Genomic DNA, 25,246 nt, shown 5'->3' on the forward strand with positions numbered 1-25,246 from the left:
TTTTGCCCAAACGCATCCACAAATGAAGGTCAGGGCGCCAGGATAATTTCGTCGAGTTGTAGATCGGTCGTTGCCTTTGTATCGTCGGACGCCTTGCCGAGGATCAGCTTATAAGTGCCGGCCTCCACCCGCCACTTTTGCGCAGCGACGTCGAAATGCGCCAGCAGCCGGGGGTCGATCGATACCGACAGGTTCTGCGACTGCCCGGAAGCAAGGGTGAGGCGGCTCCAACCCACCAGTCGGCGGACAGGCTTGCCGTCCCGGTCCGGAATCATCGCATAGATTTGAGGTGTGTCGGTGGCGGTGCGCCGCCCGACGTTCTTGACGCGAAACGTCACCGCAATACCCTTGGAGGTATTGGTTGCGAGCCCGGAATAGGTAAACCGTCCGTAGGACAGGCCGTAGCCGAAGGGATAAAGCGGTTTCAGGCCCTGGCGGTTGAACCAGCGATAACCGACCTCGGCGCCCTCGATCGTATAGTCCACGTCGAACGTCTTGAGGCTGTAGTCGAGACCGTAGCTTACGGTGCCTTTGGAATTGGTCTTCTGGACGAGGCCGGGAATGTCACGGCGTGGCAACTGATCCACGCTCATGGGGAAGGTTACAGGCAGGCGTCCAGCCGCGTCGACGTCGCCGGCGAGGACACGGGTAATCGCGCGGCCGCCATTCGAGCCCGGATACCAGGCCTCGACGATAGCTGCCACCTTGTCCCGCCAGGGCAGGAGGACGGGGCCACCGGTTTCCAGGACGACGATCGTCCGCGGATTGGCCTTGGCTACCGCTGCGATGAGGTCGTTTTGATGGTCTGGAAGATCGAGGTCGGGAACATCCTCGCTTTCCGTGGTCCACTGGCCTGCGAAAAGAATGACTATGTCGTTCGTCTTCACGAGCTTTACGGCGGCTTCGATATCGTCGCCGCTCTCGAAGGTGAAGGCGCTATTTGGAAAGCGTGCTTCCAGTTCCTTCAGCGGAGACGAGGGAAAATATGTGATGCGCGAAAAGGCAGACGCGGATCCCTCGGGCTTGAGTTCGAGGGCCGGCCCGCCGACGGGACGGACCTGCGACGACCCTCCGCCGGACAGAACGCCAATATCGGCATGGCCGCCGATAACCGCGACTCTTTTGCCGTCGAGCTGCAAAGGCAACAGATTGCGCTTGTTTTTCAGCAGTACGATCCCAGCCTCCGCGGCGTTTTGGCTGATGAGGCCGTTGGCCGCGTAGTCGATAGGCTGCGCGGTGTCCGGAACGGGCGAGTCCATTAGCCCGGTCGCGTAAAGTGAGCGCACGATGCGTAACGACATGTCCTTCAGCCGCGCCGCGGGAACCTCACCGCTTGCGACCGCTACCTTCAAGGGTTCACCGAAAAATGGCTTGCGATCGAGTGTATATCCGGATTGATGGTCCAGGCCCGCGAGCGCGGCCTTCGTGGTGCTGTGAACCGAACCCCAATCGGACATTACCCACCCCTTGTAACCCCAATCCTGCTTTAACACGCGATTGAGCAGGAAGTCGTTTTCGCAGGCGTAGTCGCCATTGACGCGGTTGTAGGCGCACATGACCGACGCGGGCTGCCCAATTTCGATAGCGATCTGAAAAGCCAGAAGGTCGGATTCGCGCAGGCTGGCTTCGTCCAGCCTGGCATTGAGCACATTGCGGCCGGTTTCCTGGTCGTTGAGGGCGAAATGCTTGATCGTCGACAGGATATGGTTGCTTTGCACGCCCTTGATAGCATGACCAGCCATGACGCCGGCCAGTAACGGGTCTTCACCTGGATATTCGAAATTGCGGCCGTTGCGCGGATCCCGGACGATATTTGCCCCACCCGCCAGCAGCACATTAAAGCCTTTTGCCCGGGCTTCGGAGCCGATCATGGCACCGCCGGCATAGGCCATTTCAGGGTCCCATGAGGCGGCTATGGCGAGCCCCGACGGCAACGCCGTGGCGACGTCGTCCAGGCGCTTGTTCAGCAGGTTCGCGACGCCCAGTCCGGCATCGCTTTCGCGCAGACTGGGCAAGCCCAGGCGCGCGATGCCCGGCACGTATCCGGCCGCAATAATGGCGTCGGGTGCGCGCTTGGTCTCGAAGGCGGGAAACTGGCCCTTGACCAGTTGGAGTTGCTCATCCTGGCTCATTTGGTCGACCAGGTTTGCCGCCTTGTCGTCGGCTGACTGGGCGTTAGATTGTGAAGCCAACAGGCAGAGCACGAGCGGAAGTAATAGGGTTGCCACGCGATAGCGGTACTCGGTCATCAAAATCAGGCTTTCAGAATGAAGTGTACGGGGCCTATGAGACCTGACGGCTTGAGGGTCAGGTTCTTCAGGCCGGGCAGCTTTGGGTCCATCATCGCGTTGTTGGGGCCGTTGAAGACGCGGACCACCAGCGCATTGGCGCCCAGCTTAAGCGTGCGCGTAATGTCGACCTGGAAGGGAGGGGCAATCAGCGTGCCGCAGGCGATTCCATTGACCTGGACCCGGACGATGTCATGCACAGTCCCGAGATCCAGTAACACCTTGGCATGGGGCCGCAGCCATGCCCCTTCAACTGAGAAGGATGTCGAGTAAACGGCCTCACCCGAAAAATCGCTGAAATCTGCGACTGTCGAGAGATCCTGCGCGGTGAAGTCGGCCCGAGCGGTTTCGACCGTCCGGCCGCGGTGGCCGTGCCCCAGGACCGACAGCGACCACGTGTCGGGTCCTGGTTTTGTCGCCATAACGGCAAAGGATTTCGCAGGCGCTATATGATCGGTGCCAAATAGTATGAAGGCTGCCTCGCCCGGGCCAACCTCGACCTTCAACTGCGTGCCTGTGTCCGTACGCGAGGCGTCCATTCCCGTTCGATTGCCGGTGAACGGATCGAGCCGTGTGGGATACCCGCGTGCCTTGACCGTGCAATCCAGGGCAAGCGGCGTGGCGGCCGTGTTGTGGAAGACGAACAGGGTTTCGCTGCCGCGGCGCTTTTCGATAAACAGGCAAGGCTTGCCGTGGAAGATCACGTTTGAGGGCGCGCCCAGCTTCGTGAGTGTCGGCGCCAAACCCGAAGCCGGTGCGACCACTGCGCCCGCGGCCTGGAGGGCCGTCACCCCTTGCCGGACCGTGGCGTCGGCCACCGCTGGATTGTTCAGACTGCTCGATCGATGGGGAAGCTGATCGACAAAGACGATTCTGACACCGGCCTTGGCAAATTCGAGCAAAGCGTCCAGCACGACCGGCGCGAGGCCGTCGAGCGCCGGCACGACGACAGCCGAATAGACGGCTCCGCCTGGCGTGACGCATGTGGCATTTTTTGCATGACTTTTCTTCAGGCCGTCGGGACTGATGCGGTCATAGTCGTAGCCGGCGTCAAGCAGGCCTTGCAGCCACGCTTCGACCTTGTCCTCGCCGGCATTGGAGCCGTAGCCGATGTCGGTAATCAGAACGGCAAGGTGGACGACATTGGCGCCAGACTGGAGCAGACCCTGAGCCCGGGTCAGATAGGTGTTGAGTGTCGGCACGGCCGCCCAAAGGGGGTTGGCCTCGCTGATCAGGCTGCTGAAGCCCGACAGGAAAGGACTCGGTTCGAACGGGAACCAGCCGGGCCATTTGTCTCTGTGGAGGGCGTAAGGGAAGCCATGCACGATCAGTTCGTTGATACCGCTTACGAACAACAGGTTGGCGCGTGCGAGCCATTCGGCGGGGGTAACTTCATAGGGCTTTCCGATCCAGCACAGGCTTTCGCAACTGACGATCGGGCGGCCATAGATATTGGCGGCGGCGCGAGGCAGGCGCAGATGATGTGTATTGCCGCCTCCGCCCAGGTCTTCCGTTTCGGGGATGTCGGCCAGGCCATAGGCGCGGATGAGATCGGTCGGTCCGCCGTGCGCTTGCAGGCGCGCCTTGAAGCCATGTTTATGGTTCCACGCAACGAACGGCTCCCAGAAGTTTTCAATCAGAAGCTCCGAGACGACAGCCTGATAATCCGCCCGCACACGGTCGCCCGTATCGTCGGAGACGAAATAGGGCGGAGAGACCCGGGGACTCCACGGGTTCATCCAGCCGGGCTGCAGGATATAGGGCAGGAAGCCCGTCAGGTCGTAACCTCGTCGCTTTTGGAACTGGTCGAGGAAATCGTCGCACCAGTGCAGGTCCGTCATCAGTTCCAGACTGTCGATGAAGGTCGCCCGGATGGCTTTCTTCGCGGGGCCCAGTTGGTCGAGTGGATCGCCTACGCGGTGGGCATGCGCCTCGAAAGCCGCCTTGTTGAAGTGATCGAGCACCAACTGGGGGCCTTCGCCAACGCCCGCCATCACGCCGCTGTCGACATTGAACTGCTTGAAGGCAATGATTTGCCACGGACCGGGGGCGGGCGGCGTCCAATCCAGCGTACCATCAGCCTGCAGCCTGTCGGTGACAAGGATACCGGCACCGGGCGCGATCTTGCCCGGCGTGACGACGTTGGAATCGCGGAATGTCTTGCCCTCGGCGACGGCCGCGGTGCCTTGCACGGCAACTATGGCAATTAGCTTCCAGCGCTTCTGGAGCCGGTCCTTCCAGTCGGCGGCACGCGGATCGCGATTGCGGGCGTCTAGACCACCCATGGCGCCGAACTTTCGGGTCTGGACGGGGAGATTGAGCGGAATCGGCCCCTGAACAGGCGCTGTGATCGACGTGACAGAGGGGGTGAGTTCGACGAGCGCCAGTTCCGGCGTCACGGCAAATCCGCCACCCGATGGCCAGGCCGAACCGAACGTGTAGTCGATCTGCGTCCCGTCTTGCAGCGCGGTTTGTGCGCACTGGCGGACATGTTCGAAGAAGGCGGGATTGGCGTAGTCATTGATGTGGGCGCGCTCATCCGGTGTCAGGCCCGGGATGGCCGGGTTGAACGCCTGGATTTCGGCTCCGCCAAAACCAGCCGCCCTGAGGAGGTCGATTTCCCGTTTCAGTTCGGCGGTTTCGACGGCGCCGCCGGGCCACCACCATCGAATCCAAGGCCTGGACGAACCCGTGCCCGAGACAAAATCAGATGACCAGGGCGACGCTCCGCTCAAGGCCGAGGTCGCCATGAGAGACGCTCCGCCGGCGGCGAGCCCAAGTTGCAATATGTGCCTTCTATTTAAATGCAACGGCTTCGTCTCCTTTTGTCCCACATACTGAATTTTGCGGTAAAGTAACATGACCGTTTACTTTTAACAAGCGTCAGGTTATGGTGGGGATGTCGATGACGATAATGCGCGCGTCCAGCGATGGGAAAAGCGCGCAGTATCAAAAGAGGAAATCCGGGTAGTCGTCCGGTAAAGTAAGGAAATTATTATGAAAAATATGAAAATAGTGGCTTTGGCCTGTGGCTTCGCCGCTGTCTGTGCGGCTTCCGCGATGGCGCAAACCGCATCTGCCCCGGCGGAATCGTCCACTTCGTCGTCTGCGGCCGCGGCCTGTGTCGCTGAAAAGCTGTCGTCCGATTCGATGGTCGGAGATCTGCTGGATAATCCGGATGCCAAGGCGATGCTGGTCAAGCATGTTCCGGACCTCAAGGATAACGATCAGATTGAGCAGGCGCGCCCGATGACTCTGCGCTCGCTACAGGCATATGCGCCGGATACCTTTACAGACAAGGTGTTGGCCGACCTGGATATCGATCTGGCGACCCTACCGGTTTGTGCCGCGAAATAACCTTCGAATCCTCCCCGAAGGTCGACTTGGCGCCGCATCCTGCGGCGCTTTTTTTGATCTGTGCTATGCTGCAAAAACGCAACAGTATCGTCTACTTTTAATAAAAATAATGAAACGGTAGTTGACACTTATTTGGGGCGGCCTCAAGATTGCCACAGATACAAACCGGGCCGGGAAGGCTCGGATGCAGGCGAGCAATTCGGTCCCGGCCGACAATCAGACAGATGGCACGACCGGAAACGGCGAAGGCCGCAGTCCAGGAGGAAAAAATGAAGCTGTTCAAATCGGTCATGTACGCGTCGGCTGCGATCGGCGCACTTGCTGTGGCCCTACCTGTTTTCGCGCAGGACACGTCGGCAGACACTGCGGATGCAACCGTGGTCATTGTGACGGCGTCGAAGCGTAAGGAGAGCCTGCAATCGGTGCCCATGTCGGTTGATGCCCTCACTGGCGACACGATCGCCAAGATGAACGTCCAGAAGTTCGAGGACGTGCAAAAGCTCAGCCCTGGGCTGATCCTCAATGCCTCCGACGGTCGTGGACAGAACGTCTCGCTTCGCGGCGTAACCTTCGATCCCGATACCGGCGCGTCACCGACCGTTCAAGTCTACTGGAACGAAACACCGATTTCGACCTCGGACGCGTTCCGCAGTTTGTTCGACGTGGGGCAGATTGAAGTTCTGCGCGGCCCGCAAGGGACATTGCGCGGCCAGACCTCGCCGGCCGGCGCCATCACGATCGGGACGCAACGTCCAAGCCTGCGTGCGTTTGGAGGCATGCTTAACCAGACTATAGGGGCGAACGCGCAATGGAACACCCAGGCGGCGTTGAATGTTCCTCTGATCGACGGCAAACTGGCGCTGCGCGTCGCCGGCGTTTACGACTATTCGGAAAATGGCGTTCATAATGTCACCAATGGTCGCGACAATAGCGATAGGGCGCACGGCGGTCGCGTGTCATTGCTGTATAAGCCCACGGACGGCCTGGAAATCCTGCTGGTCCACCAGCAGCTCAACGATGCCAATGTAAACTATCCGGCCGTCGTCGGGTCTCCGGCAAGCGGGCAGGGGACGGGGCTGCCGACGCTGACGAAGGCGAATCGCGCCTCGAATCTCGACGGCAATTATGACTTCCACAACCATTCCCAGCTGACATCGCTGAACGTAACCTGGGACTTCACGGGACATCGCCTGAGCTATATCGGTGGCGTGCAGGATGGACGCGAAACCGACCAGCGCGATCTGGATGTCGCAAACGTCATCCCGGGTTGGGCCTACGAACAGGATGTCAACGTCAAGACGCACCAGGACACGCATGAGCTTCGGCTTGAGACGACGGCCGCGCCATTCTGGAACTGGATGATCGGCGCCTACTCCGGAAAGACCACGGGCGACGCAACCTTTACCCAGCCACTCCCCTACTACTTCCCGTCACCCTATGGCCCGCCGTTGGAAACGCCATTGGTCGGCTCGACCGCACCTGGAAATTACGGCAGCAGCACGGCCTTTTTCACCGATCATCGCTTCGCGCTCAGCTCTCAGGACAGTCTTGAACTCGGGCTGCGATATCAGAGCAATGTTTCGCTCAATCAGCAATATCTGACGATATTCGGCTCAACGGTCCCGGCCCTGAGCCCGAATCTTGTGAAGCAGACGAGCAAGGGCTGGACGGGCTCGGCCAGCTACAAGCATAGTTTCACCAAGGATCAGATGGCCTATGTCAGCTATTCGAAGGGTCTGCGTCCCGGCGGCGCCGTCGCCTTCGTAACAGCAGTCGGCCTGGACCCGAACCTCTATATCTACAGGCCGGAAACAACCGACTCTTACGAGATTGGCTTCAAGTCGAAACTTTTCGATCGCCGCGTAACCTTTAACGCTGACCTGTTCCAGCAGGATATCCACGACTATATCGCGCGCGCCAATGCCATCTGGATCCGCACGGGGGCAGTGCCCGGAGAGCCTGCCGGTACCGGCGCCGGCGGAACCTATCTCGCCGATCTGGGTTCGGGCCCTGCGAACCTGAACACCAATGGCGATGTTGTTTCGAGGGGCCTGGAAGCTTCGGTCAATTGGTCGATAACCGATAATTGGAACATTCTGTGGTCGGGAAGCTATATCGAAGCGCATTACAAAAACGCGCTGCTCTATTGTAACGATGGGAATAATGACGGAGTTCCCGACAGTATCGGGCCGTTCGTCCAGCCCGGACGGCAGGTCTCGCTGTGCCGCAGCAATCGACCGCTGCAGGATACGGCGGGTAACGAACTTGGCAAGTTGAACATGACCCTGCGTTCGGAATACACCCACACCATGGGCCAATACGATCTCTTCGCCCGCGGACTTGTCCGCTATATCCCGCCGGCCTACAATCTGGCGCGGGATAAGCATATTGCGTCCTATACGCCGGTCGACCTGTATCTCGGCGTTCGCAATGCAGAGCAAAATTGGGAACTCAGCGTCTGGGCGCAAAATCTCTTCGACCGTTCGGTCGATCGGGGGCAAAACCAGAACTTCGTTGGCGGTATGGCGGGCGGCTACAGCTGGTTGAGGGTGCCTCCCGAAGAGCGCCGTGTCGGCGCGACCCTGCGCTATAATTTCGGCGGCTGATGTTTGGACCGGGCCGACAAGGCCCGGTTCCTTCCCTTGTTCGAAAGGCGCGTGCGAAAATGAATGATATTTCGCGGCGAAGCGCATTTGGTTTTCTCGGATCGTTGGTTGCGGTTTCGGGAAGCGCCTTGTGGTCCGGGGGAGCGCGGGCACAGACATCAGCCAGCTCGGACGGGTCCGAGTTGTCCTATGTCAACCCGGTGCTTCGAAAGGCTTTCCGGTCAATGGTCAAGGCGCAGGCGTCCGCGTCTGAGCCGAAACTCGAAGATGCGCGCAAGGCGGCAAACCATATCCTGCCATTCGTCGCCCAACCCCCTGTTATCGAACGGATGGTCGAGGGTCCGAAAGATGCTCCGGATGTAAAAATCTACCTCATCAATTCAAATCCAGGCGCAGGTGCGCGCCCTGCGATTTTACACAGTCACGGCGGCGGCTTCATCCAGGGCAGCGCCCGATCCGGTGTTCCGGCTCTGCAAAGACTGGCCCTGGAGCTCGACTGCGTCATCGTGACGGTTGAATACCGGCTGGCGCCCGAAACCCCCTTCCCCGGCGCGCTCGAGGACAATTACGCGGCCCTGCGCTGGCTGCACAACAACGCCACCGCCCTGGGCGTCGATCCCGACCGCATTGCGCTGATGGGCGAGAGCGCGGGCGGCGGCCACGCCGCCATGCTGGCCATAGCCGCCCGTGATCGTGGCGAGGTGCCGGTTGTCCTCCAGGCCCTGATCTATCCGATGCTTGACGACCGTACCGGAAGCTCGCGTCCCGTACCGTCGCGCCGGGGCGAGGTTGTCTGGACTCCACGGTCAAACCAAAGGGGCTGGACAGCGCTTCTGGGCAAGCCGGCCGGCTCAGCCCGTGTTCCTTATGGCAGCGTGCCGGCACGGATAGAAAACTTGCATGGGCTTCCGCCCGCCTTTATAGGTGTCGGAACCCTCGACCTCTTTTTGGATGAGGATGTAGACTATGCCCGTCGGCTGATCGACGCCGGCGTTCTCACCGATCTCCATCTCGTTGCGGGGGCCTTCCATGGTTTCGAACTGTTCGCCCCCACCAGCGACCTTGCGAAGCAGTTCCATGCGAATCTGGTGGCGGCGCTACGCCAGGCCTTCATTGCAAAAGCCTGACTGTGTTCAGGCGACAGAACGGACCGTCCTATGAAACCTTTGTATTTGTCCCTGCTGGGCCTTGTTTTCAGCGCAGCCGCTTTCACCGGCATGGCGCGGGCCGAAGGGGGCTGGATCACGGCGCCGGGACTTCAGGAGGGCACGCCGGTTGTACTGCATTTCCGGCGCGAGATCGATATTACCAGGACGGAAAAAGTTTTCCGGGTCCGCGTCAGCGCCGATAATCGCTTTGTCCTGTATGTCAACGGACAGCGCGTGGGGCAGGGGCCTGCCCGAGGCGATCTTAAGCACTGGCGTTTTGAGACGATCGATATCGCGCCCTTCCTCAAGACGGGGCATAATGTCGTGGCCGCCGAGGTGTGGAATGCGGTCAAGGACCCTTCCAGGCCCGGCATTAAGGGGGCGCCGTTTGCCCAGATCACGGCCCGGACGGGTCTTTGGGTGGAAGGTGAGGGAACCGCCTCGGGCGTGGATACGTCATCGGGCTGGCGTGTGTCGGTACAGCCTGGGCATGATTTCGCATCACCCTTCGCGTCGCTGAACCGCGCTTTGAAAACAGGAATATGGTACGCGGCGGCTGGCAGCGAAACCATTGACGGCGCCAGGGCGGACTGGGCCTGGGCGGGCCCTGTTGAATCCAAGGCCAGCTGGTCCGACGCAGTACCCGCTCTCTCCCCTGGGGAAAAGGTGCCGTGGACGCTTCAGCCCGACGCATTGCCGGCAATGATGTATGCACCGCTCGGCCCGGGCAAGGTGGTGAGGGCGGATCTGGCCGCGGCTCGACACTTCCCACAGAAGGCTTTGGCGGTGCCGGCGAATACCGAAACCACGGTCCTGATCGACCAGGCCCGGATGATTTCCGCCTACCCCGAATTCGTGGTCTCCGGCGGCAAGGGCGCTACGATCACGGTTACCTATGCTGAAGCGCTTTACGATGATCAGGCGCGCAAGGGCGATCGGAGCGCCGTCGATGGCCGAAAGGCCATCGGACTTGAGGACACCTTCCTGCCCGATGGCAGTGGGCATCGGACTTTCCGACCTGTATGGTGGCGCACCTGGAGATTTATGCAGATCACAGTGAAGACCGCATCCGATCCACTGACAATGGAGGGCATGGCGCTGCATGAGACCGGATATCCGTTCGCCCAGACAGGATATTTCAAGAGCAGTGACGCCGAACTCAACCGGATTTGGGAGATCGGCTGGCGAACCCTGAGGGTCGACGCCCACGAAACCTTCATGGATAGTTCCTATTGGGAACAGCTGCAGTATGTCGGGGACACGCGTCTCGAAAACCTGATTGCCTATTCCGTCTCGGGTGATCCCAAACTGCCGGTCCAGGCTATCGACGCCTTTGGTCAGAGCGCCAGACCGGACGGCATGATCCAGTCCGCCTATCCGAGCAGCACCGACAACATCATCCCGACCTTCGGCCTGTTATGGATCGGCATGATGCACGATTACTGGATGCGCCAGCCGGACCAGTCCGTCATCCTGCGTAATCTGCCGGGCGCGCGGAAGATACTGGATTGGTATGCGCCCTATGTTGCGGCAAACGGTCTGCTGAAACGAAATCCGGAATGGAATTTCGTTGACTGGGTCGGTGATCCGGCACTCGCGCGTGAAAAGTTCCCCTCGTTCGACACGGAGACGGGTACCTCCTGCATGACGTCGCTTCTCTATCTCGGCGCCCTCAAACAGGCGGCGGATCTTGAAACCGCGGTGGGCGATGCGGGCCTTGCAAAGGCGGACGCCGGCAAGGCGGCGACGCTTTCGGCGGCGATCCAGGCAAACTGCTGGGATGCTTCACGCGGCCTCTACGCTGACGATCCATCCCATACCATTTTCAGCCAGCACACCAATGCCCTGGCGGTGCTGTACGACGTGGCGCCGCAGGCGCAGGCGGCGGCCGTCCTTCAAAAGGTGAGCAAACCGAAAGGTGTCGACGCTCCCGACGGTATTCTGGAAAGCAGCTATTACTTCTCCTGGTATTTGATCCACGCGTTCGAGCACGCGGGCCTGGGCGATCGCTATCTCGATCAACTGCAGACCTGGCGCGATCTTGCCCGCCTGAACTACACGACCTGGCCGGAGCAGCGGGGCACGACACGGTCTGATACCCATGCCTGGAGCGCCCACCCGACTACCGACCTGGTTGAGATCGTAGCTGGAATCCAACCGGCTTCGCCGGGCTATGCTTCGGCCCGTATCGCGCCGCATGTCGGCGGTTTGAAGGCCTTCGACGCTGTCGCGGCCACGCCAAAGGGCGGTGTCCGCGTCAGGTACAAGGCAGGCCGGAAGATGGTGACCTTCAGGATCGCGATGCCCGAGGGGCTTCCCGGCAAGTTCGAATGGGGCGGCCAGACCCATGTCCTCAAACCTGGCAACAACACCTTTGCCTTCGCGGCGTCCGCGCCGAACTGAAATGTGACTTAAAGTGACTGAATCAAAACGTTCGGCCCTTTTAAGCCGGCAGCGTCGGGTTTGCGAGTCGTCCTTACCAAGCGCGATGAGTCAAGGTCATCGCGGCTCGGTATCAGTAGCGTTTGCCGGCTGATCGATGACCCAAAGCCAGGCTCCATCTTGTTGTCGGCGTGCGATTTCGGCTGTGACCAGGCCGTTAAAGCGCAATCCGATAAAGTGGACGCCACTTTTCGGTTAAATTGCGCGACAAAACAAATAATTAGAGTGAAATGACGATTCTACCTAAAGTCATTTCGCTCTAGGAAGGCGCGTTGAGGTCAGTGCCAAATCGCCGCAGATTATCGGTTATGCAAACTGAAACATTATCCCAGACTCTGCAGTAAAGTCATGGTGCTGAAAGAGGGGTTTGATCAACCCTGAAGACATACAGTTTTGCCGTAACGGCCCCACCGATGCGAACAAACATCGGCAGAAACAGGTCTCGAAAAAACACCGCCACCGGACCCGTCGATGCCTTTCGCGATCCCGTTTGCGCTGTTATTGCGGCGACCTTGTCGACGCGTCGGCTGCGCAGCAGATGAAACCGCCTGAACGCTTCGGTGTGTCCGGCGAATGTTGTAAGGCAATGGGCAAGCACTATGCCGTCTTCGATGGCGAGCGACGCGCCCTGGCCCGCATGCGGACCGAAGGCATGCGCTGCGTCCCCCATGAGGACGACGCGGCCACGCGCCCAGGATTTCAGGCGGGGCACGTCGTAAATCGGATAGGCGCGATCCAGTCGATCGAGATGCTGGAGAATAGTAAGGTTCGGCTCTGGATCGGTGGCATGCATGGTAAGTATGCGATTGGCGAAAAGCACGGGGTTGTCAGCCCGTGTCTGATATTCATTGGAAAGGAAAGAATTGAACCAATAGACTGGACGCCCTTGCGCTTTGATATAGCCGAAAAACGCTTTTTCGCCGAAGGTCATCCGCATGACCCCGTTTGTGTCGGGCACCGGCGCATCTATGACTCCTCCCGTGCCGACCTGCCCCGTAAAAGTCGGCATCGGAAAATCCGGGAAAGCCAGTTCCCGCACTTTTGAGCGCACGCCGTCAGCCGCTACAACCGCATCGAACATTTCGGTTCTGCCGCCGGAGTCCGTCAATGAGACCTCATTGCCGGTGTCAGAGATAGCGGCAACTGCACTTTCAAAGCGAACCTCCACCCCCACCGACCGCGCCCGTGCCAGCAAGACGGCAACCAGTTCGCCGCGCGTCAGGGTGCAACTCGGTGCGCCAAACCGCGTCTCGAAGCTCGATTGATCTATAAAGCCGATGCGTCGCCCCGCCGCATTGAGAATCTCGAGACCCGTCATATCGATCCCCTTGACCCGAACTTCATCCATCGCATCGATTGCGCGCAAGCCGTTCATCCCATTAGGCGCCACCGTCAGGAACAGTCCTTCCGTCGTGATGCCTTCCTCGGATCGCGCCTCGAAGACGACCGGCTTCAGGCCGCGCAGCGCCAGGGCAGCGCCCAGGACCAAACCGCCAATCCCTGCTCCGACAATGGCAATCCGTAGATGCGAAGGCTCGGTCATAGGTTTTTTCCTTTCAAGCGCGCATAGGGAATCCATGACCGCCGCCTGTCGCGGTGGACACCGGACGTCATTCCTCAAAAAGTGAGATATGTTTTGAAAACAAAGTATCTCTTAAACTAAGAATATTCTACAATAAGATATTGTCAAGCGCCAGATGCTACTCGACGTTTGTTGGCGGCGAATGACGCGGGTTTCAGTCACTCGCCTGCCGCCGTCTTTTCGGGCTACAATAACCGTACGGACATGCCGCCATCGACGATCATCGGGCTGCCGGTCATGAAGCTCGATCGATCGGACAGTAGAAAAAGGGCCGCCTGAGCTATTTCCGTCGCGCTGGCCATGCGCTTCATGGGATGCAGGCCGGCGATGAACCTCAAGGCGTCCGGATTACCTTCGCCTCCACTGGGTGTGATTGTACCGCCCGGCAAAAGGGCGTTTACACGAATGCCTTCAGCCGCATGATCTGACGCAAGAGATTGCGTCAGTCCGATCAACCCGGCCTTGGCGGCAGCATAGGCGCCCATACCCGGCATGCCGCCATTGCTGAACCCGACAAAAGACGAGGTGAAGACGATCGACCCCGCGCCCCTTTTCTTTAGCTCCGGGACCTGAGCTTTCGCGGCCAAAAAAGCAGACGTCAGATTGACCGCAAGCACCTTATTCCAGTTGCTGGTTTGCATATCCGGGATCGGAGTCATATCTCCCATTATACCCGCATTGTTGAACGCACCGTCCAGGCCGCCGAAGGTCATCACTGCGCGTTGCACCAGGTCATCGGCAAACCTTTCGTCTGCGACGTCGCCAGCCAGAAAGGCAGCCCGTCCCGGTCCAAGATTTATTTTTTCGGCCAATGCGGCCAGTTCCGCCGAACGGCGTGCGCCAAGAACCAGGTTGGCGCCTTCACGCGCGAATAACAAGGCGGCCGCCGCGCCAATCCCGCTGCTTGCGCCGGTAATTATGATGGTCTTGTTTTCCAGTTCCATGATGTTTGCTCCAGACATTGGGTAATGGAAATTATGCCCCTGTGCCATTTTCGTATCGATCCGGTTCTTGCTACCCAATCATCTCGCCGACCGGTCCAATGGGCCGCGCACCAGTACGGTCGAAGTTTCGACCTGCCGGTCCGAAATCGACCAGTAGCGGCGCAGCAGAACCGGGATCTCGCTCGGCGCCGCGACAGCAAACCTATGGCTCTGGTAAAAGCGAACGGCCCAATCCGCCGCCGCCCAGGTACCAACCAGAACAGAACAGGTGGCATCCTCGCAAAGGGTATTTAGCAATCGCGTGCCGGTGCCCCAGCCCTGCAGAGCCGGGGCAACATAGGCGTGGCGTATCAGGAGGACATCGCCAACCGCCTGCTGCCCCATGACGCCAACCACTCGGTCGCCCTCGAGCGCGCCCCAAAAGCGGACACCGGCAGCCGTCTCGCTCTCCAATGTGTCGGCGGCCATGTACGGGTCTCGCCACAGGTCCGCAGGCAGGATGCCGCGATAACGTTGTGCCGCATCGTTAATGACGGTGAGCATGCCCGGACGGTCCGCGGCGGTACAGGGGCGGATATCTGGCATGAGAAAGCTCCTTCCAGGGTATCATCCCCCCGGACGAAGGCGCCCGTCTTGAACGAAATTGCAGGCGTCTGCCAAACGACCCGGAGTAAAGCCGTAACGCGCGGAAAAGGCGCGCGTCATGTGGCTCTGGTCGGCGAATCCGGCAATGACGGCGGCTTCGGCCAGGCCGGTTCCATCCAGAATGCGTTGGCGGGCATGTTCGACACGCCGTTGGATAAGATAGGCATGCGGTGTCAGGCCGGTGGCACGCGTGAACATTCTGATCAGTTGGAAACGGCTAAGACTTGCCGCCGCGGCAAGCTCTCCCAAGGACAGCGCCCGCGTGCTGTCGTCGTCAATCAGGCTGACGGCATGGCGGATGGACGACGGAAATCCCCGGTCTCGTCCTCCCGGTCTGCGTATGCCCAGACGCGCCAGCAGCCCGGCCAGAAGGCTCTCACAAAGCAGCGATTGGGCTTTGGGATCTGCAAGCTGTTCGAAAAGACGGCATAGGTCCTGGGCGGCCCGAACATTATGACTTGCGGGACAGGCGAATTCGTAATCGGCCGCCAGATCATCGGTCAGGGGCTTGGCGTCTTTCGGTTCGAGATAGATCATACGCCACGACCGCGGCCCATCGTCCACCGGACGTCCGTCATGCACCTCGCCGGGATTGACCGTAATGACCTGACCGGCGACCGCCTCGATCTCGCCGCGCCCGCTCAACGATTTGTGGGCGCCCCGGTCGATCAGGCCCAGACCGTACTGATCGTGGCTGTGGCGGCCGAAAGCACGATTCGTGCGCGCCTGGACCATTGTCAGTCCGAGGGATGGATGGCGAACAAGAGTGAAATCGCTTATCGACATGGTCTCTTATCGGCCGTTATCGGAAATGCTCTGATTTTCGTCTTCCGCCGTAAAATCCCCATCGTCTGTTGCCCCAGGGCCAGCCGGCCACGCCCCATCGACAGCCGAAACAGAATCGTCGTATCTTTCAATAGCGAAGTATCTTTTCAAACAAGATAAAACATCGAGAGAAAAAGTCCAGAGAGAATGTCCTTTGCTCCATGACGCCGCGACACGCCTTATGACTGCCATGCGCCGGGCTTCAGCCATCGGCGTCATACTTAGTCAGGCCGTTGCCCAGAAGGCCGGATTGAATTCCGTCGATCTCGAATGCCTGGACCTGCTGGTCACCGGCGGCCCGGCAACAGCCGGTCAGATCGGCCAACGCACCGGCCTGACCAGCGGCGCCGTCACTGGCCTGATCGATCGCCTGGAGCGGGCTGGTTTCGTCCGCCGCGCACCTGACCGGCATGACCGCCGCAAGGTGCTGGTCGAGGTTCTGCCCGACCGCATGGCGGCACTCGACGCCCTGTTTCTTCCGATCAACGAAGCCATGACGGACCTGTTGCGCACCTATCCCCCGGAAGATCTGGAACGATTTGCCGAATTCCTGGAAAAGGCTTCCGATGCCAGCAGCGCCTGCGTCAAGACTCTGACCGAAACCCGGCGCCAGCCATAGACTGCGGGACAGGTGACGGGCGCGCGCATCTTTCTCGCTGACAGCAATACTGGCGCCAGCCTCGACAGCGCGGCCCGCTACCCAGCCGGTGCGACTGCTATCGCAGCGTCGCCCAGGGACGCGCTTACCGCAGGCTGCACTTGGCCAAGGTTGCCGTCATTCGCGGCAGCCACAGCAACGATGCCGTGTTCGGGATCGATAGCCACCTCAGCATACCATAACGTGTTCGATCCGTTGTGCCAGAGCCTTTGGCCCGCCACGACCCAACCCATGGCGTAGTTCCCACCAAAGGGTGGCGTGTGCAGCGTGTCCCACGACTCTCGGCGCAACAGTTTGGCGCGGTCGCGGTGCGCTGTGAGATAGACAAGAACATCGTCCATGTTCGCGTGCACGCGTCCGGCTGGACCGAGAAACGCGGGATTGTCGCTGACGACTCCGCCCGGCGGAAAAGGCGTATGCTGCGAAAGCGGACCTGCGCCGTGACCCACCGGCTCATCGAGACGGCCCGCAACGCCCGGCGCGCCGAAGCCGGCCGAAGCCATGTTGAGCGAGGAGAAGAGCCTTTCTCGGATCAGGTTTTCCCAAGGGGCACCGAGTTTTGCTTCCAACATGGCACCGGCGATGATGAAGCCGTTATTGGCGTACTGAAATGTCGTTTCCTTCGGACCTACCGGCGCCATGGCCAGCGCAATGCGCGCGACCGCGACGCGATCCGCCCGCGCATCCTGGCTTTCGCGCGGGAACTTGGCGAACTGATCCATTGAAATATCGCCGGGCAAGCCGCTACGGTGACACAGCAAATGCCGGAAGCTCACGTCGCGGTACTCTGCTCGCATCTCAGGGATCTCCGCGCCAAAAACTGATCCAATCGTATCATCCCATGAAACCACGCCAGCCTCGACACAAAGCGCCACCAAAGTCGCCGTCATGGATTTGGTAATTGAGCCAAGATGCCAACGGTCACGGGTTGTAACATCGACGCTCGCATTAGCGCTGCGCAGGCCGTCAGCCAATGAAATGCGCCCGCCACCGAGCTGCGCAGCCGCCGCCGCAAGTGCGGGCGCGCCACTTTGGTCGCGTAGGCTGCGCAGCACAGCGGGCGTCAGCGCGACCATCGGGATTGGCGGCGGTGCGGCAGGTGCAGCGGGTGCCGCGCCGCGTTCAAACACCAGCGGATATGCTTGTCCCTGCGTGAATGTGCCGTCGATACGGCCTCCGGCAAGCCGCCCGACGAAGCTCGCATTGATCACCGAAAACGCAAGAACGATCTGGTCGCCGGTAATTGCTGCGTTGGAGGCCGGAATGCCCGCATTGCCCTGATCCACACTGAACAGCGTCGCTTGTGGACCAGCAGTGATGACCAGGTGCAAACGCAAGGTCGCGCCGCCAGCATGTAGCGTGCCGTTCCATTCGCCCTCGAACCCGGTCTCCTGTGCGAACGCAGGCATTGGAAACGCGGCAGCGAGCGCGCCGAGCAGTAAAGGCCGCCTAGAAATGCGCATGTAATCCTCCTATTCGCGCGCCAGCGCGTCCAATCGTTCAATTTCGCGGCGTATCTGCCGGGCCACCCGCCAGTTCAGCCAATATACGCCGGCGAAGAACGCAGCGAAGCTCGCGAACGTGGTACACATATTTACCCAGTCGTGCGGCCCATGCATGAACATCGGTCCCAGCACAAAAACCAAGAGACCGGGAACCATCGGGCCGATATACCAAAGCCAGACGCCTTCCAGCGCGCGCTGTTGGCGAAGCAACTCGGCGCGATGAAAGGCGAGCACATGGGTTGCCGTCGCACTGGGATCGAGTTTTGCTGGGCTCGCCCGCCGATATAGTTCCCACATGACGTAGAGCACGCCAACGATGATCATAACGCTGCCGAGCCTCACCATCGGTTCGGAGAGAAAAATCGCGTACCCCGTGAAAATCGGAATCACGATCGCCGCGGCGATGTATTCGACCAGATTTCGTTGGCGAATCTTCTTCTCAAGCCAGTTGCTGCGTTCGCGCAATTGCTCGAGCGAGAGCGGCGGACTGTTTACATCCTGATGCATCCAGAGAGATTTTGGATCGTTCATCTCGCGCCTCCAGCGTTGAAGCGCTCGGCGAGCAGAGCTTTTAGGCGATGGATACGCGTCGCCACTGCGCCGGGCGACAACCCAAGAATGTCCGCCGTCTCAGCGGCATCGACGTCTTCCAGATAAAGAATCATGATTTGGCGATCCAAAGGCTCCAGGCTGCGGATCAGGATCATCAGCCGATCGAGAGATTGCTTCGCCGCGGCGTCCTCTTCCGGGTTATCTTGTGCCGCCACGGCATTTGCCGCACTGAGGTCAGTCTTCCCGACACGGCGCCGCTGTTCCCCAACCGCATGTGAAGCGGCGATATTGTGCGCGACGCGATAAACCCATGTGCGCACGGAGCAGCGGCCGTCGAATGCCATGAAACTCTTCCACAGCGCCAGATGGATGTCCTGTTCGAGGTCACGCCGCTTGTCCTCATTGCGTTCGTAGGCGCGTGCGAGCCTGGCGAGCGCCGCGCCATGTATGGCGACCGCCTCCTCGTAAAGCTCGTCTTGATCGCTTTTCGACGTCGTCATTCAAAGGGCCCGCATCGTGCTCATGAAAAGGTAGTCGGCGGCGCGACGAGTTTCTTACATGGGAAATATGATTGAAGATTTGGGTGAGAGAATCCGGGTGTTCATGCGGTCATTTTGTCGCCAGCGCTGAACAAGACATGATTTCTTGACTTTGAATGGTGGATTTGATCCGGTCCGTAACGGGTCAAGCGCCTGCCGGCTCGCGCAAAGTATTGAATTTCCAGCCTTAAACAATGACCGAGCGTAACAGATAATGTGCGCGAACAAGTCTGTTTTTATTGCACACCTTACGCCCTGGCCGGCGGCTTTTCGGAAAAGTCCACACTACTGTCCGGTTAAGCGAAACTCGAAAGTCAAAATTCCTCTTTACTGCAATGGTTTACGGCCGAAAACCAGCGGTGTCGACTCGAACTTGCCGTAAGGGCGACTCCGAGAGGCACACGGACAAAAACGCCGCGAACGGACTTATCATTTGGCGCCCGAGTCGTTAATGGCAATGGCACGGCCTATATCGGCGCGGCTGGAAGTTAGGATTGCATCGAGGGTGCGCGAGACCGACAGATCTCTTCCGGAGTTGGCCCAATCCGGACATTTTCTCTGGACATTTTCACCTCGGCTTCCGCGGCAATTTGATCCTTTTCGTGTGCGTCATGTCAGGCCCTGTGTGCACATACGAGCGGTCCAGCTCTTCTTTTTCTTCCGGTGTGAGAACCATGGGTCATTCCTGAGGTACAATGAGACCGATAGTGATCAGAAGGCTTCGAAGTCCGGCGATCTGCGCGGCACCTTGGCGAGCCGCCGCCAGATCGATCCGTGAAGCCACCTTTTGGGCGGTCATGGCTTTCTCGTATTCGGGCCAAAACTCGTGCAGATGCACCATGGCGTCGCCGGCGGTTTGCGGTTGTTTATTCGCACCTACAAAGTGTTTCGCCAGCAGTCCTTCGTGGCAGGGCCTTTGCCAGATGACCGTTATTCCCAACTTTTGCGCAAGGGCAGACGCCTGCGCAGCATTTTCCGCGCTGAGGCGCAGCTGATCGGTGTCGAGGAGGGCGAACTTCGCCTCGAATCGGCCACGCTTGATCAGGTGGGGCAAACGGCGTTCAGCCGTTTCCAGTCGCTTTAAGGCGTCGCCGGCGCCCAGGAGTTCAGTGAGAAGGTGTACGTGCAAGCCGGCATCATCACATAGTCCCTGAAGGACCTGCACGTATGACTGTTCAGACTCCCCTTCGCACCCGACGAAAAAGCGCGTTCGGGGCGGAATGTGACCAATGCGCACCTTCATCCGATCATCGGCACGCCGCCATATGCCCCTCCCAGGTATTTTTTGTAGAGGTTATCGTCCCGCCGGACCGATTTGATATCCATGAGGCTGAATATGGTAGTTCGCCCCATCCTGTCCTTTTCGGTGATGACAACCTCTTCCTTGGCGAGTTCCTCCAACAGGGTCGCCGAATGACAACTTAGCCAGAGCTGACCGTCCAAAGGATTGCGATCAGCCTGATCGTAGAACCAGCGGAGCAATTCGGGTAAGATCAATGGATGTATGAGCGTATCGAATTCATCGATAAGCGCGATGCCTCCCCGTTCGAGCGTGAGCGCCAGGACCGGAAACAGCCGGATAAAGGCGTGTGTGCCCTGGCTTTCCAAGGCCCATGGCATTTCCTGGTGCAAACCGCTATGTTTGAACATAGGTTGAGGGCCACCGGGGGAGTCCACAAAGCGCAGCTCTTCGACCCCAACGTCAATTCGGCTCAGGTCGCGGTTCAAGCTTGTCAGGAAGTTCGGGTTCTCAACGAGAAATCTGATGAGAAAGCCGTCGTTCGCTGGAGAGTGGTTGCCTAAGAGGTTTCCGAGAACCCGATGCGCCAGGTCCATGTAGAGCAAAGCCGTCGGGTGTTTGAAATAGGCAAATCCGGCAATAACGGATTCCGTCGGCCTCAGCGTCGTCAAAAGGTGATTGTAGCCAGTAATCTTGAAGCTGGTTGAACCGAGCACGTCCCCCGAAGCCTCTCGTTCAAAGACGCGCTGCCATTTGCCTTTGCCAAGTGGCCTTTGGCGAATAGCTTCGGTGAGAACGCGGGTAAAGGTGCCATCCTTGACTTCGATTTCTAGTTCGTAGCGCCAGGTGCCGAAGACGACGGGCACGCCTTCCTTGTGGTCGGCGTCGATCGACTGGTTGTAATCCATAATCCCGCCGAGTTCGATGGCAAGACGGATCGGCCGGTTCATCGACTCTTCGTCGTTGAACCGCTCCAGGGGCGATACAAATGCCTTGGCTTGCGCACTGTCGCGAATGAAGGCGGCAATGAATTGCAGGGCTTTCAGAATGGTCGTCTTGCCCGACGCATTTGCGCCATAGATCGCGACGATTTTAGGAGCGCGAATATCGCTGCCGTCGAAAATCGGGGAATACCGACTGTCAGGGTCGAAAACATTTGAGGGAATCGACAGATCAATGACCTGACGGTCCCGAATCGAAAAGAAATTTTCGATCTCAAGTCGATAAAGCATGGCAAACCTTCCTTGGCCTATAAACCACAAAATCACATATTTTTGTTAAAATGGCAAGAATATAGATATATTCAAGAGGTCATGGCGCCGTTGCTCGGAAAAAGTCGCCCTCCTTCCCGGGGCTCCTGACCGACATCCATCTGCGATTCTTCAGGCAATCGGCAGCGGTGCGACAAAAATTCAAAAACCGATCGGACGTTGGTGACCGGTCCGCAATTATTCTATGTCCGTATGCCGTTCATCCAGCGTGCAGGCTAGCCGGGGTGCTGTTTCACCGGACGCCCGTGCCCTGTCCGACCGGACGCGAAGCTCGGCCGGGTCCGAAGACACCATATCCGTCACAGCTATGCCAGCCTCGACTGCACGCAAATCCCTGCCCCTCCCAACGATTCAGCGATTGCTTGGTCATGCCGGTCTCGACAGCACGGCGCGGTATACGCATTTCGACGACCGGTATCTGATAGAAGTTGGCAGGCAGCCTTTAACTGCGATCCGCAAGCGACCCCCTAGCCGGCGGCTTTTCGGAAAAGTCCAGGTAGTTGGACTACTATGAGAAGCTAGGCCCTTCCGTCGAGATTCAGAAGGTTTAAATTCGCTTGGGAGCACTTCCCGAAGCGGGCGTCGTCGCGCCGACCGATCGTGAGGCTGCGACCCATGCCATCGCGCGCAGAGGCTGGTCTATGTTCGCGAAACAAAGCCCGGGCACCGGAGTTCGATTTCATGATCACATGCACTCAGCATCTCGATCGCAGGACTTTCGCAACCGGTTTCGCCATGGCCGCAATCGCCGCGCCTGGCCTTTCCTATGGAGCCTTGCCGATGACTCACTTTCAAAACGAGAGCGCACAGCAAAAGGTCAGATTCCAATCCGAGGACAGCTTCATTGTGGGCAGCCTGTTCACGCCGCCTGATTACCGCATCGACCGCAAATGGCCGGCCGTGGTTCTCGGCGGCTCATTGACGGCCGTCAAGGAACAGATGGGAGGTGTCTATGCCGCTGAGTTGGCAAAACGCGGCTATATTGCCCTGTCCATAGATTATCGCAATTATGGCGAAAGTGGGGGAGAGTTGCGACAATATGAGGATCCGGAAGCGAAGGCCGTCGACTGGGCATCCTCGATATCATGGTTGATGGCGCGTCGGGATGTGTCGGTGGACCAGATTGGCGGTGTAGGCGTCTGTACGTCCGGTGGCACGGTTCTCTATGCGGCCGCCCGGGACAATCGCCTCGGGGCGGTAGCATGCGTAGCCAGCCATTTCGCGGAACCGGCGATTACCGCCAGCATCTACAAGGGCGCCGAGGCCGTCGAGGACAGGCGTCGTTCCGCCCGGCGCGCACGTGATGCGTATTTACGATCCGGAATTAATCCGCTGATTCCGGCCTATTCCGACGTTGATCTATCCGCCGCGCATCCAGGTCCTAATGAATACTATATGGATAAGCGCCGTGGCGGGGGCGTGCTTGAATGGCGCAATGCCTTTGCCGTCATGGGTTGGGAGCCATGGCTCGACTTCGATCCGGTCTCACACGCGGCCAGAGTGAGGGCGCCAACCCTGATCGTGCACAGTGACGGCTGTGCCCTGCCTCAGCAAGCCCGGAAGGTCCATGATCTGCTCGCGGGTCCCAAAGCGCTTCACTGGACCACGGGATATCATTTCGATTTTTATGATGGACCGCAGCACGTTGCGGAGGCAGTTGAAGCCATTGACAGGCATTTCCGGCGCTACCTGTCGTGAACGGTCCTTTATGAGGCAATCAAAGTCCGAACGCCTTCGCGGTTTCCTCATTGGCAGGGGCCAGCAGGAACAGCAGGCTTTGTCCGAGCGTGGGAAGGATACTCCTGACCGAATAAACCTCGATATCGCCGAATTCCGGATGTGTGATCCGGACGGTCTGAGGCGCTATGGCCGTGGTTGACTGCATATTCCACAATTCCTGGAACTTCGAACTCGCACTCTGAAGCGCCTCGATCAAGTGCTGGTATTGCGGCAGTGTAACGTCGATCGCGGCCGACCTGAACAGGGCAACAAATGCGGCGCCGACACTTTCATAGTCGGGATAGAGCGCGCGCCGTGCGGGATTGATGAAAAACTGCCAGAGCTGGTTCCCCGGAAAGGGCTCCACGGCGTCCTCGAAATTGTAAAGTCGTCCCGCCAACCCATTCCATGCGACAAGGTTAAACATGGGATCAAGCACGACGGCCGGACCTTGAAACGTCGACAAGACGCGGTCGATCGCCAACGGGACCTCGCGCGGTGCGACATACTTGACGTCACGCGGCAGACCGGCAAGCAAGAACAGATGGGCCTCATCCGTGTCGCTTAACCGCAGGGCCTTGCTGATTCGGTGCAAGGTTTCCGCGGAGGGCATAATTTCGCGGCCCTGTTCCAGCCACGTATACCAGGTGAGACCAACACCGGCGATGGCGGCCAGTTCTTCGCGTCTCAGACCTGACGCCAAGCGCCGCGTTCCACGCGGCAGGCCGAAATCTTCCGGCTTTAACACCGCGCGGCGGGCACGCAGGAATGCCTTCAACTCAGAACGACGAAAGTCCATGCAACTCGACCCACAGCGAACGACAGGGTGTCAATTCCCCAAGTTCTTGCGACCCACCGGTTTAAACTACCGCGGCGAAAAACGGCATACCACCTAGGCCTACAATACCAAACCGCGCGAAAGATGACCAATACTGAACGCGCGTTTCGGACCGTAGCTGTCAGCCCTGGCGATGCGCCAGTCTGTAGGCGCGCGGAGACATGCCTGCGGATTTTGTGAAGGTCCTTGAGAAGTAGGCGGGATCTTCGAAGCCCAGGGATGCGCAACACTCAGCTATGGTCATGTCGGAATAGATCAGCAGCCTGCGCGCCTCTATAAGGCGCCGCTTCTGGACCGCCTGGGCCGGTGCGCCTTCACCAGCGCGTTCGCAGGCATAACGAAGCTGCGACTCCGTGACCTTGAGGCGGGCAAGATAGGCCGAAAGGCTTAAGGACTCCCGGTAGTGCGCCTCGATAAGGGTGTGAAATTGCGCCATAAGTTTCAGGTGCGGCGCCTGGATATCGGGACGGTTTTGGCTGGTTGACAATCGGTGCAGATCGACCAGCAACCCGATAAGATTGGCCTCGATGGCCGCCAACTGGGCAGGGGCCTGCCACGCCAGTTCTTTCTTCAGACGCAGAATCCAATGACGCAGGCCATTGAGGCGGCCGCGTCCGGACAGGTCCAGCAACTCAACTGGCCTGCCATAGCCGCCGAACTCCACCCCTCTTTGCGTCAGGTTGCGCAGATAGGGGCCGGCAAGGGTGAGAACATAACCTGATACCGTGGCGTCAAAGGCAAAGCCATGGATTGTCCGTTGCGGCATAAATAGCAGGTGCGGCCCAGAAAAGTGCAACTTGTTACCGTCCGCCAGCACGTCGCCCGTTCCCGTTTCGAACAGAAAAATATGGTTCAGCTCGGCATGAGAATGCGGTTTTATGCTGCCGCCAGCGGGCCCGCTTCTCTCCGATATGGTCTCCAGGTGGAGAAATTGCGGATCGACGTGGCGGGACGGTTCTCCGTACAGATAGAAACTGGGGGCGATGGCGGATCTGACGGGCATGCCGCAATAATTCCTGTTTTTGTCCAAGTTTATACAGTGATCGTCCATGGTCGGCAAGGCGCCGTCAGGTCATTGTTCGACAAC

19 protein-coding genes are annotated in these 25,246 nt (G+C 59.2%); 6 read left to right on the plus strand and 13 right to left on the minus strand.

Features of this window, described 5'->3' with window-relative positions:
• Positions 1-29: 29 nt before the first annotated feature.
• Entirely contained in the window at positions 30-2,249 is a 2,220-nt protein-coding gene (locus tag AC1DXO_RS11245; RefSeq protein WP_476978233.1) for a beta-glucosidase, read from the minus strand.
• Positions 2,250-2,254: 5 nt separating this feature from the next.
• Positions 2,255-5,038: a glycosyl hydrolase gene (locus AC1DXO_RS11250; protein WP_476978234.1), complete on the minus strand. Its 2,784-nt coding sequence runs from the start codon at positions 5,036-5,038 to the stop codon at positions 2,255-2,257.
• A gap of 247 nt (positions 5,039-5,285) precedes the next feature.
• On the opposite strand from AC1DXO_RS11250, the gene AC1DXO_RS11255 reads away from it, so the two are divergent.
• The 4 genes from AC1DXO_RS11255 to AC1DXO_RS11270 all read left to right on the plus strand — a co-directional run bounded on the left by AC1DXO_RS11255 (position 5,286) and on the right by AC1DXO_RS11270 (position 11,802).
• Positions 5,286-5,645: a hypothetical protein gene (locus AC1DXO_RS11255; RefSeq protein WP_476978235.1), complete on the plus strand. Its 360-nt coding sequence runs from the start codon at positions 5,286-5,288 to the stop codon at positions 5,643-5,645.
• Positions 5,646-5,914: 269 nt separating this feature from the next.
• Positions 5,915-8,251, plus strand: a complete 2,337-nt coding sequence (locus AC1DXO_RS11260; RefSeq protein WP_476978236.1) for a TonB-dependent receptor — start codon at positions 5,915-5,917, stop codon at positions 8,249-8,251.
• Positions 8,252-8,433: 182 nt separating this feature from the next.
• On the plus strand, positions 8,434-9,378 hold the full coding sequence (locus tag AC1DXO_RS11265; RefSeq protein ID WP_476978237.1) for an alpha/beta hydrolase: 945 nt from the start codon (positions 8,434-8,436) through the stop codon (positions 9,376-9,378).
• Positions 9,379-9,408: 30 nt separating this feature from the next.
• Positions 9,409-11,802 carry a family 78 glycoside hydrolase catalytic domain gene (locus AC1DXO_RS11270; RefSeq protein ID WP_476978238.1) on the plus strand — a complete coding sequence of 798 codons (2,394 nt, stop codon included), beginning with the start codon at positions 9,409-9,411 and terminating at the stop codon, positions 11,800-11,802.
• A gap of 385 nt (positions 11,803-12,187) precedes the next feature.
• On the opposite strand, the gene AC1DXO_RS11275 is transcribed toward AC1DXO_RS11270, so the two are convergent.
• The 4 genes from AC1DXO_RS11275 to AC1DXO_RS11290 all read right to left on the minus strand — a co-directional run bounded on the left by AC1DXO_RS11275 (position 12,188) and on the right by AC1DXO_RS11290 (position 15,798).
• A complete protein-coding gene (locus AC1DXO_RS11275; RefSeq protein WP_476978239.1) occupies positions 12,188-13,384 on the minus strand; it encodes an FAD-dependent oxidoreductase in 1,197 nt (398 codons plus the stop codon).
• A 224-nt stretch (positions 13,385-13,608) separates the two neighbouring features.
• Entirely contained in the window at positions 13,609-14,445 is an 837-nt protein-coding gene (locus tag AC1DXO_RS11280) for an SDR family oxidoreductase (protein ID WP_476978240.1), read from the minus strand.
• Positions 14,446-14,952 carry a GNAT family N-acetyltransferase gene (locus tag AC1DXO_RS11285; protein ID WP_476978241.1) on the minus strand — a complete coding sequence of 169 codons (507 nt, stop codon included), beginning with the start codon at positions 14,950-14,952 and terminating at the stop codon, positions 14,446-14,448.
• A gap of 21 nt (positions 14,953-14,973) precedes the next feature.
• Complete coding sequence (locus AC1DXO_RS11290) at positions 14,974-15,798, minus strand: helix-turn-helix transcriptional regulator (protein ID WP_476978242.1); 825 nt, start codon at positions 15,796-15,798, stop codon at positions 14,974-14,976.
• A gap of 220 nt (positions 15,799-16,018) precedes the next feature.
• Here AC1DXO_RS11290 and AC1DXO_RS11295 point away from each other — a divergent pair, with 220 nt between their 5' ends.
• The gene (locus AC1DXO_RS11295) at positions 16,019-16,456 is read left to right on the plus strand and encodes a MarR family winged helix-turn-helix transcriptional regulator (RefSeq protein ID WP_476978243.1); all 438 of its coding nucleotides are present in this window, start codon (positions 16,019-16,021) and stop codon (positions 16,454-16,456) included.
• Between the two features lie 77 nt (positions 16,457-16,533).
• Here the strand turns inward: AC1DXO_RS11295 and AC1DXO_RS11300 are convergent, their stop codons facing one another.
• From AC1DXO_RS11300 to AC1DXO_RS11320, 5 genes are all read right to left on the minus strand, one after another.
• On the minus strand, positions 16,534-17,958 hold the full coding sequence (locus AC1DXO_RS11300) for a serine hydrolase domain-containing protein (protein WP_476978244.1): 1,425 nt from the start codon (positions 17,956-17,958) through the stop codon (positions 16,534-16,536).
• A 9-nt stretch (positions 17,959-17,967) separates the two neighbouring features.
• Positions 17,968-18,531, minus strand: a complete 564-nt coding sequence (locus AC1DXO_RS11305) for a hypothetical protein (RefSeq protein WP_476978245.1) — start codon at positions 18,529-18,531, stop codon at positions 17,968-17,970.
• On the minus strand, positions 18,528-19,052 hold the full coding sequence (locus tag AC1DXO_RS11310; RefSeq protein WP_476978246.1) for an RNA polymerase sigma factor: 525 nt from the start codon (positions 19,050-19,052) through the stop codon (positions 18,528-18,530). Before AC1DXO_RS11310 ends, AC1DXO_RS11305 begins: the two co-directional genes overlap by 4 nt.
• 718 nt (positions 19,053-19,770) lie before the next feature.
• Positions 19,771-20,334 (minus strand): RloB domain-containing protein, encoded by a 564-nt coding sequence (locus tag AC1DXO_RS11315; protein WP_476978247.1) that lies wholly within the window; start codon positions 20,332-20,334, stop codon positions 19,771-19,773.
• The gene (locus tag AC1DXO_RS11320) at positions 20,331-21,563 is read right to left on the minus strand and encodes an AAA family ATPase (protein WP_476978248.1); all 1,233 of its coding nucleotides are present in this window, start codon (positions 21,561-21,563) and stop codon (positions 20,331-20,333) included. Before AC1DXO_RS11320 ends, AC1DXO_RS11315 begins: the two co-directional genes overlap by 4 nt.
• A 774-nt stretch (positions 21,564-22,337) precedes the next feature.
• Here AC1DXO_RS11320 and AC1DXO_RS11325 point away from each other — a divergent pair.
• Entirely contained in the window at positions 22,338-23,300 is a 963-nt protein-coding gene (locus tag AC1DXO_RS11325; protein ID WP_476978249.1) for an alpha/beta hydrolase, read from the plus strand.
• 19 nt (positions 23,301-23,319) lie between these two features.
• On the opposite strand, the gene AC1DXO_RS11330 is transcribed toward AC1DXO_RS11325, so the two are convergent.
• Positions 23,320-24,120, minus strand: coding sequence for a helix-turn-helix transcriptional regulator (locus tag AC1DXO_RS11330; protein ID WP_476978250.1), 801 nt, complete (start codon positions 24,118-24,120; stop codon positions 23,320-23,322).
• A gap of 160 nt (positions 24,121-24,280) precedes the next feature.
• Positions 24,281-25,210, minus strand: coding sequence for a helix-turn-helix domain-containing protein (locus AC1DXO_RS11335; RefSeq protein WP_476978311.1), 930 nt, complete (start codon positions 25,208-25,210; stop codon positions 24,281-24,283).
• Positions 25,211-25,246: the final 36 nt, after the last annotated feature.

It is taken from the genome of Asticcacaulis sp. P2_C5 (genome assembly GCF_056404555.1).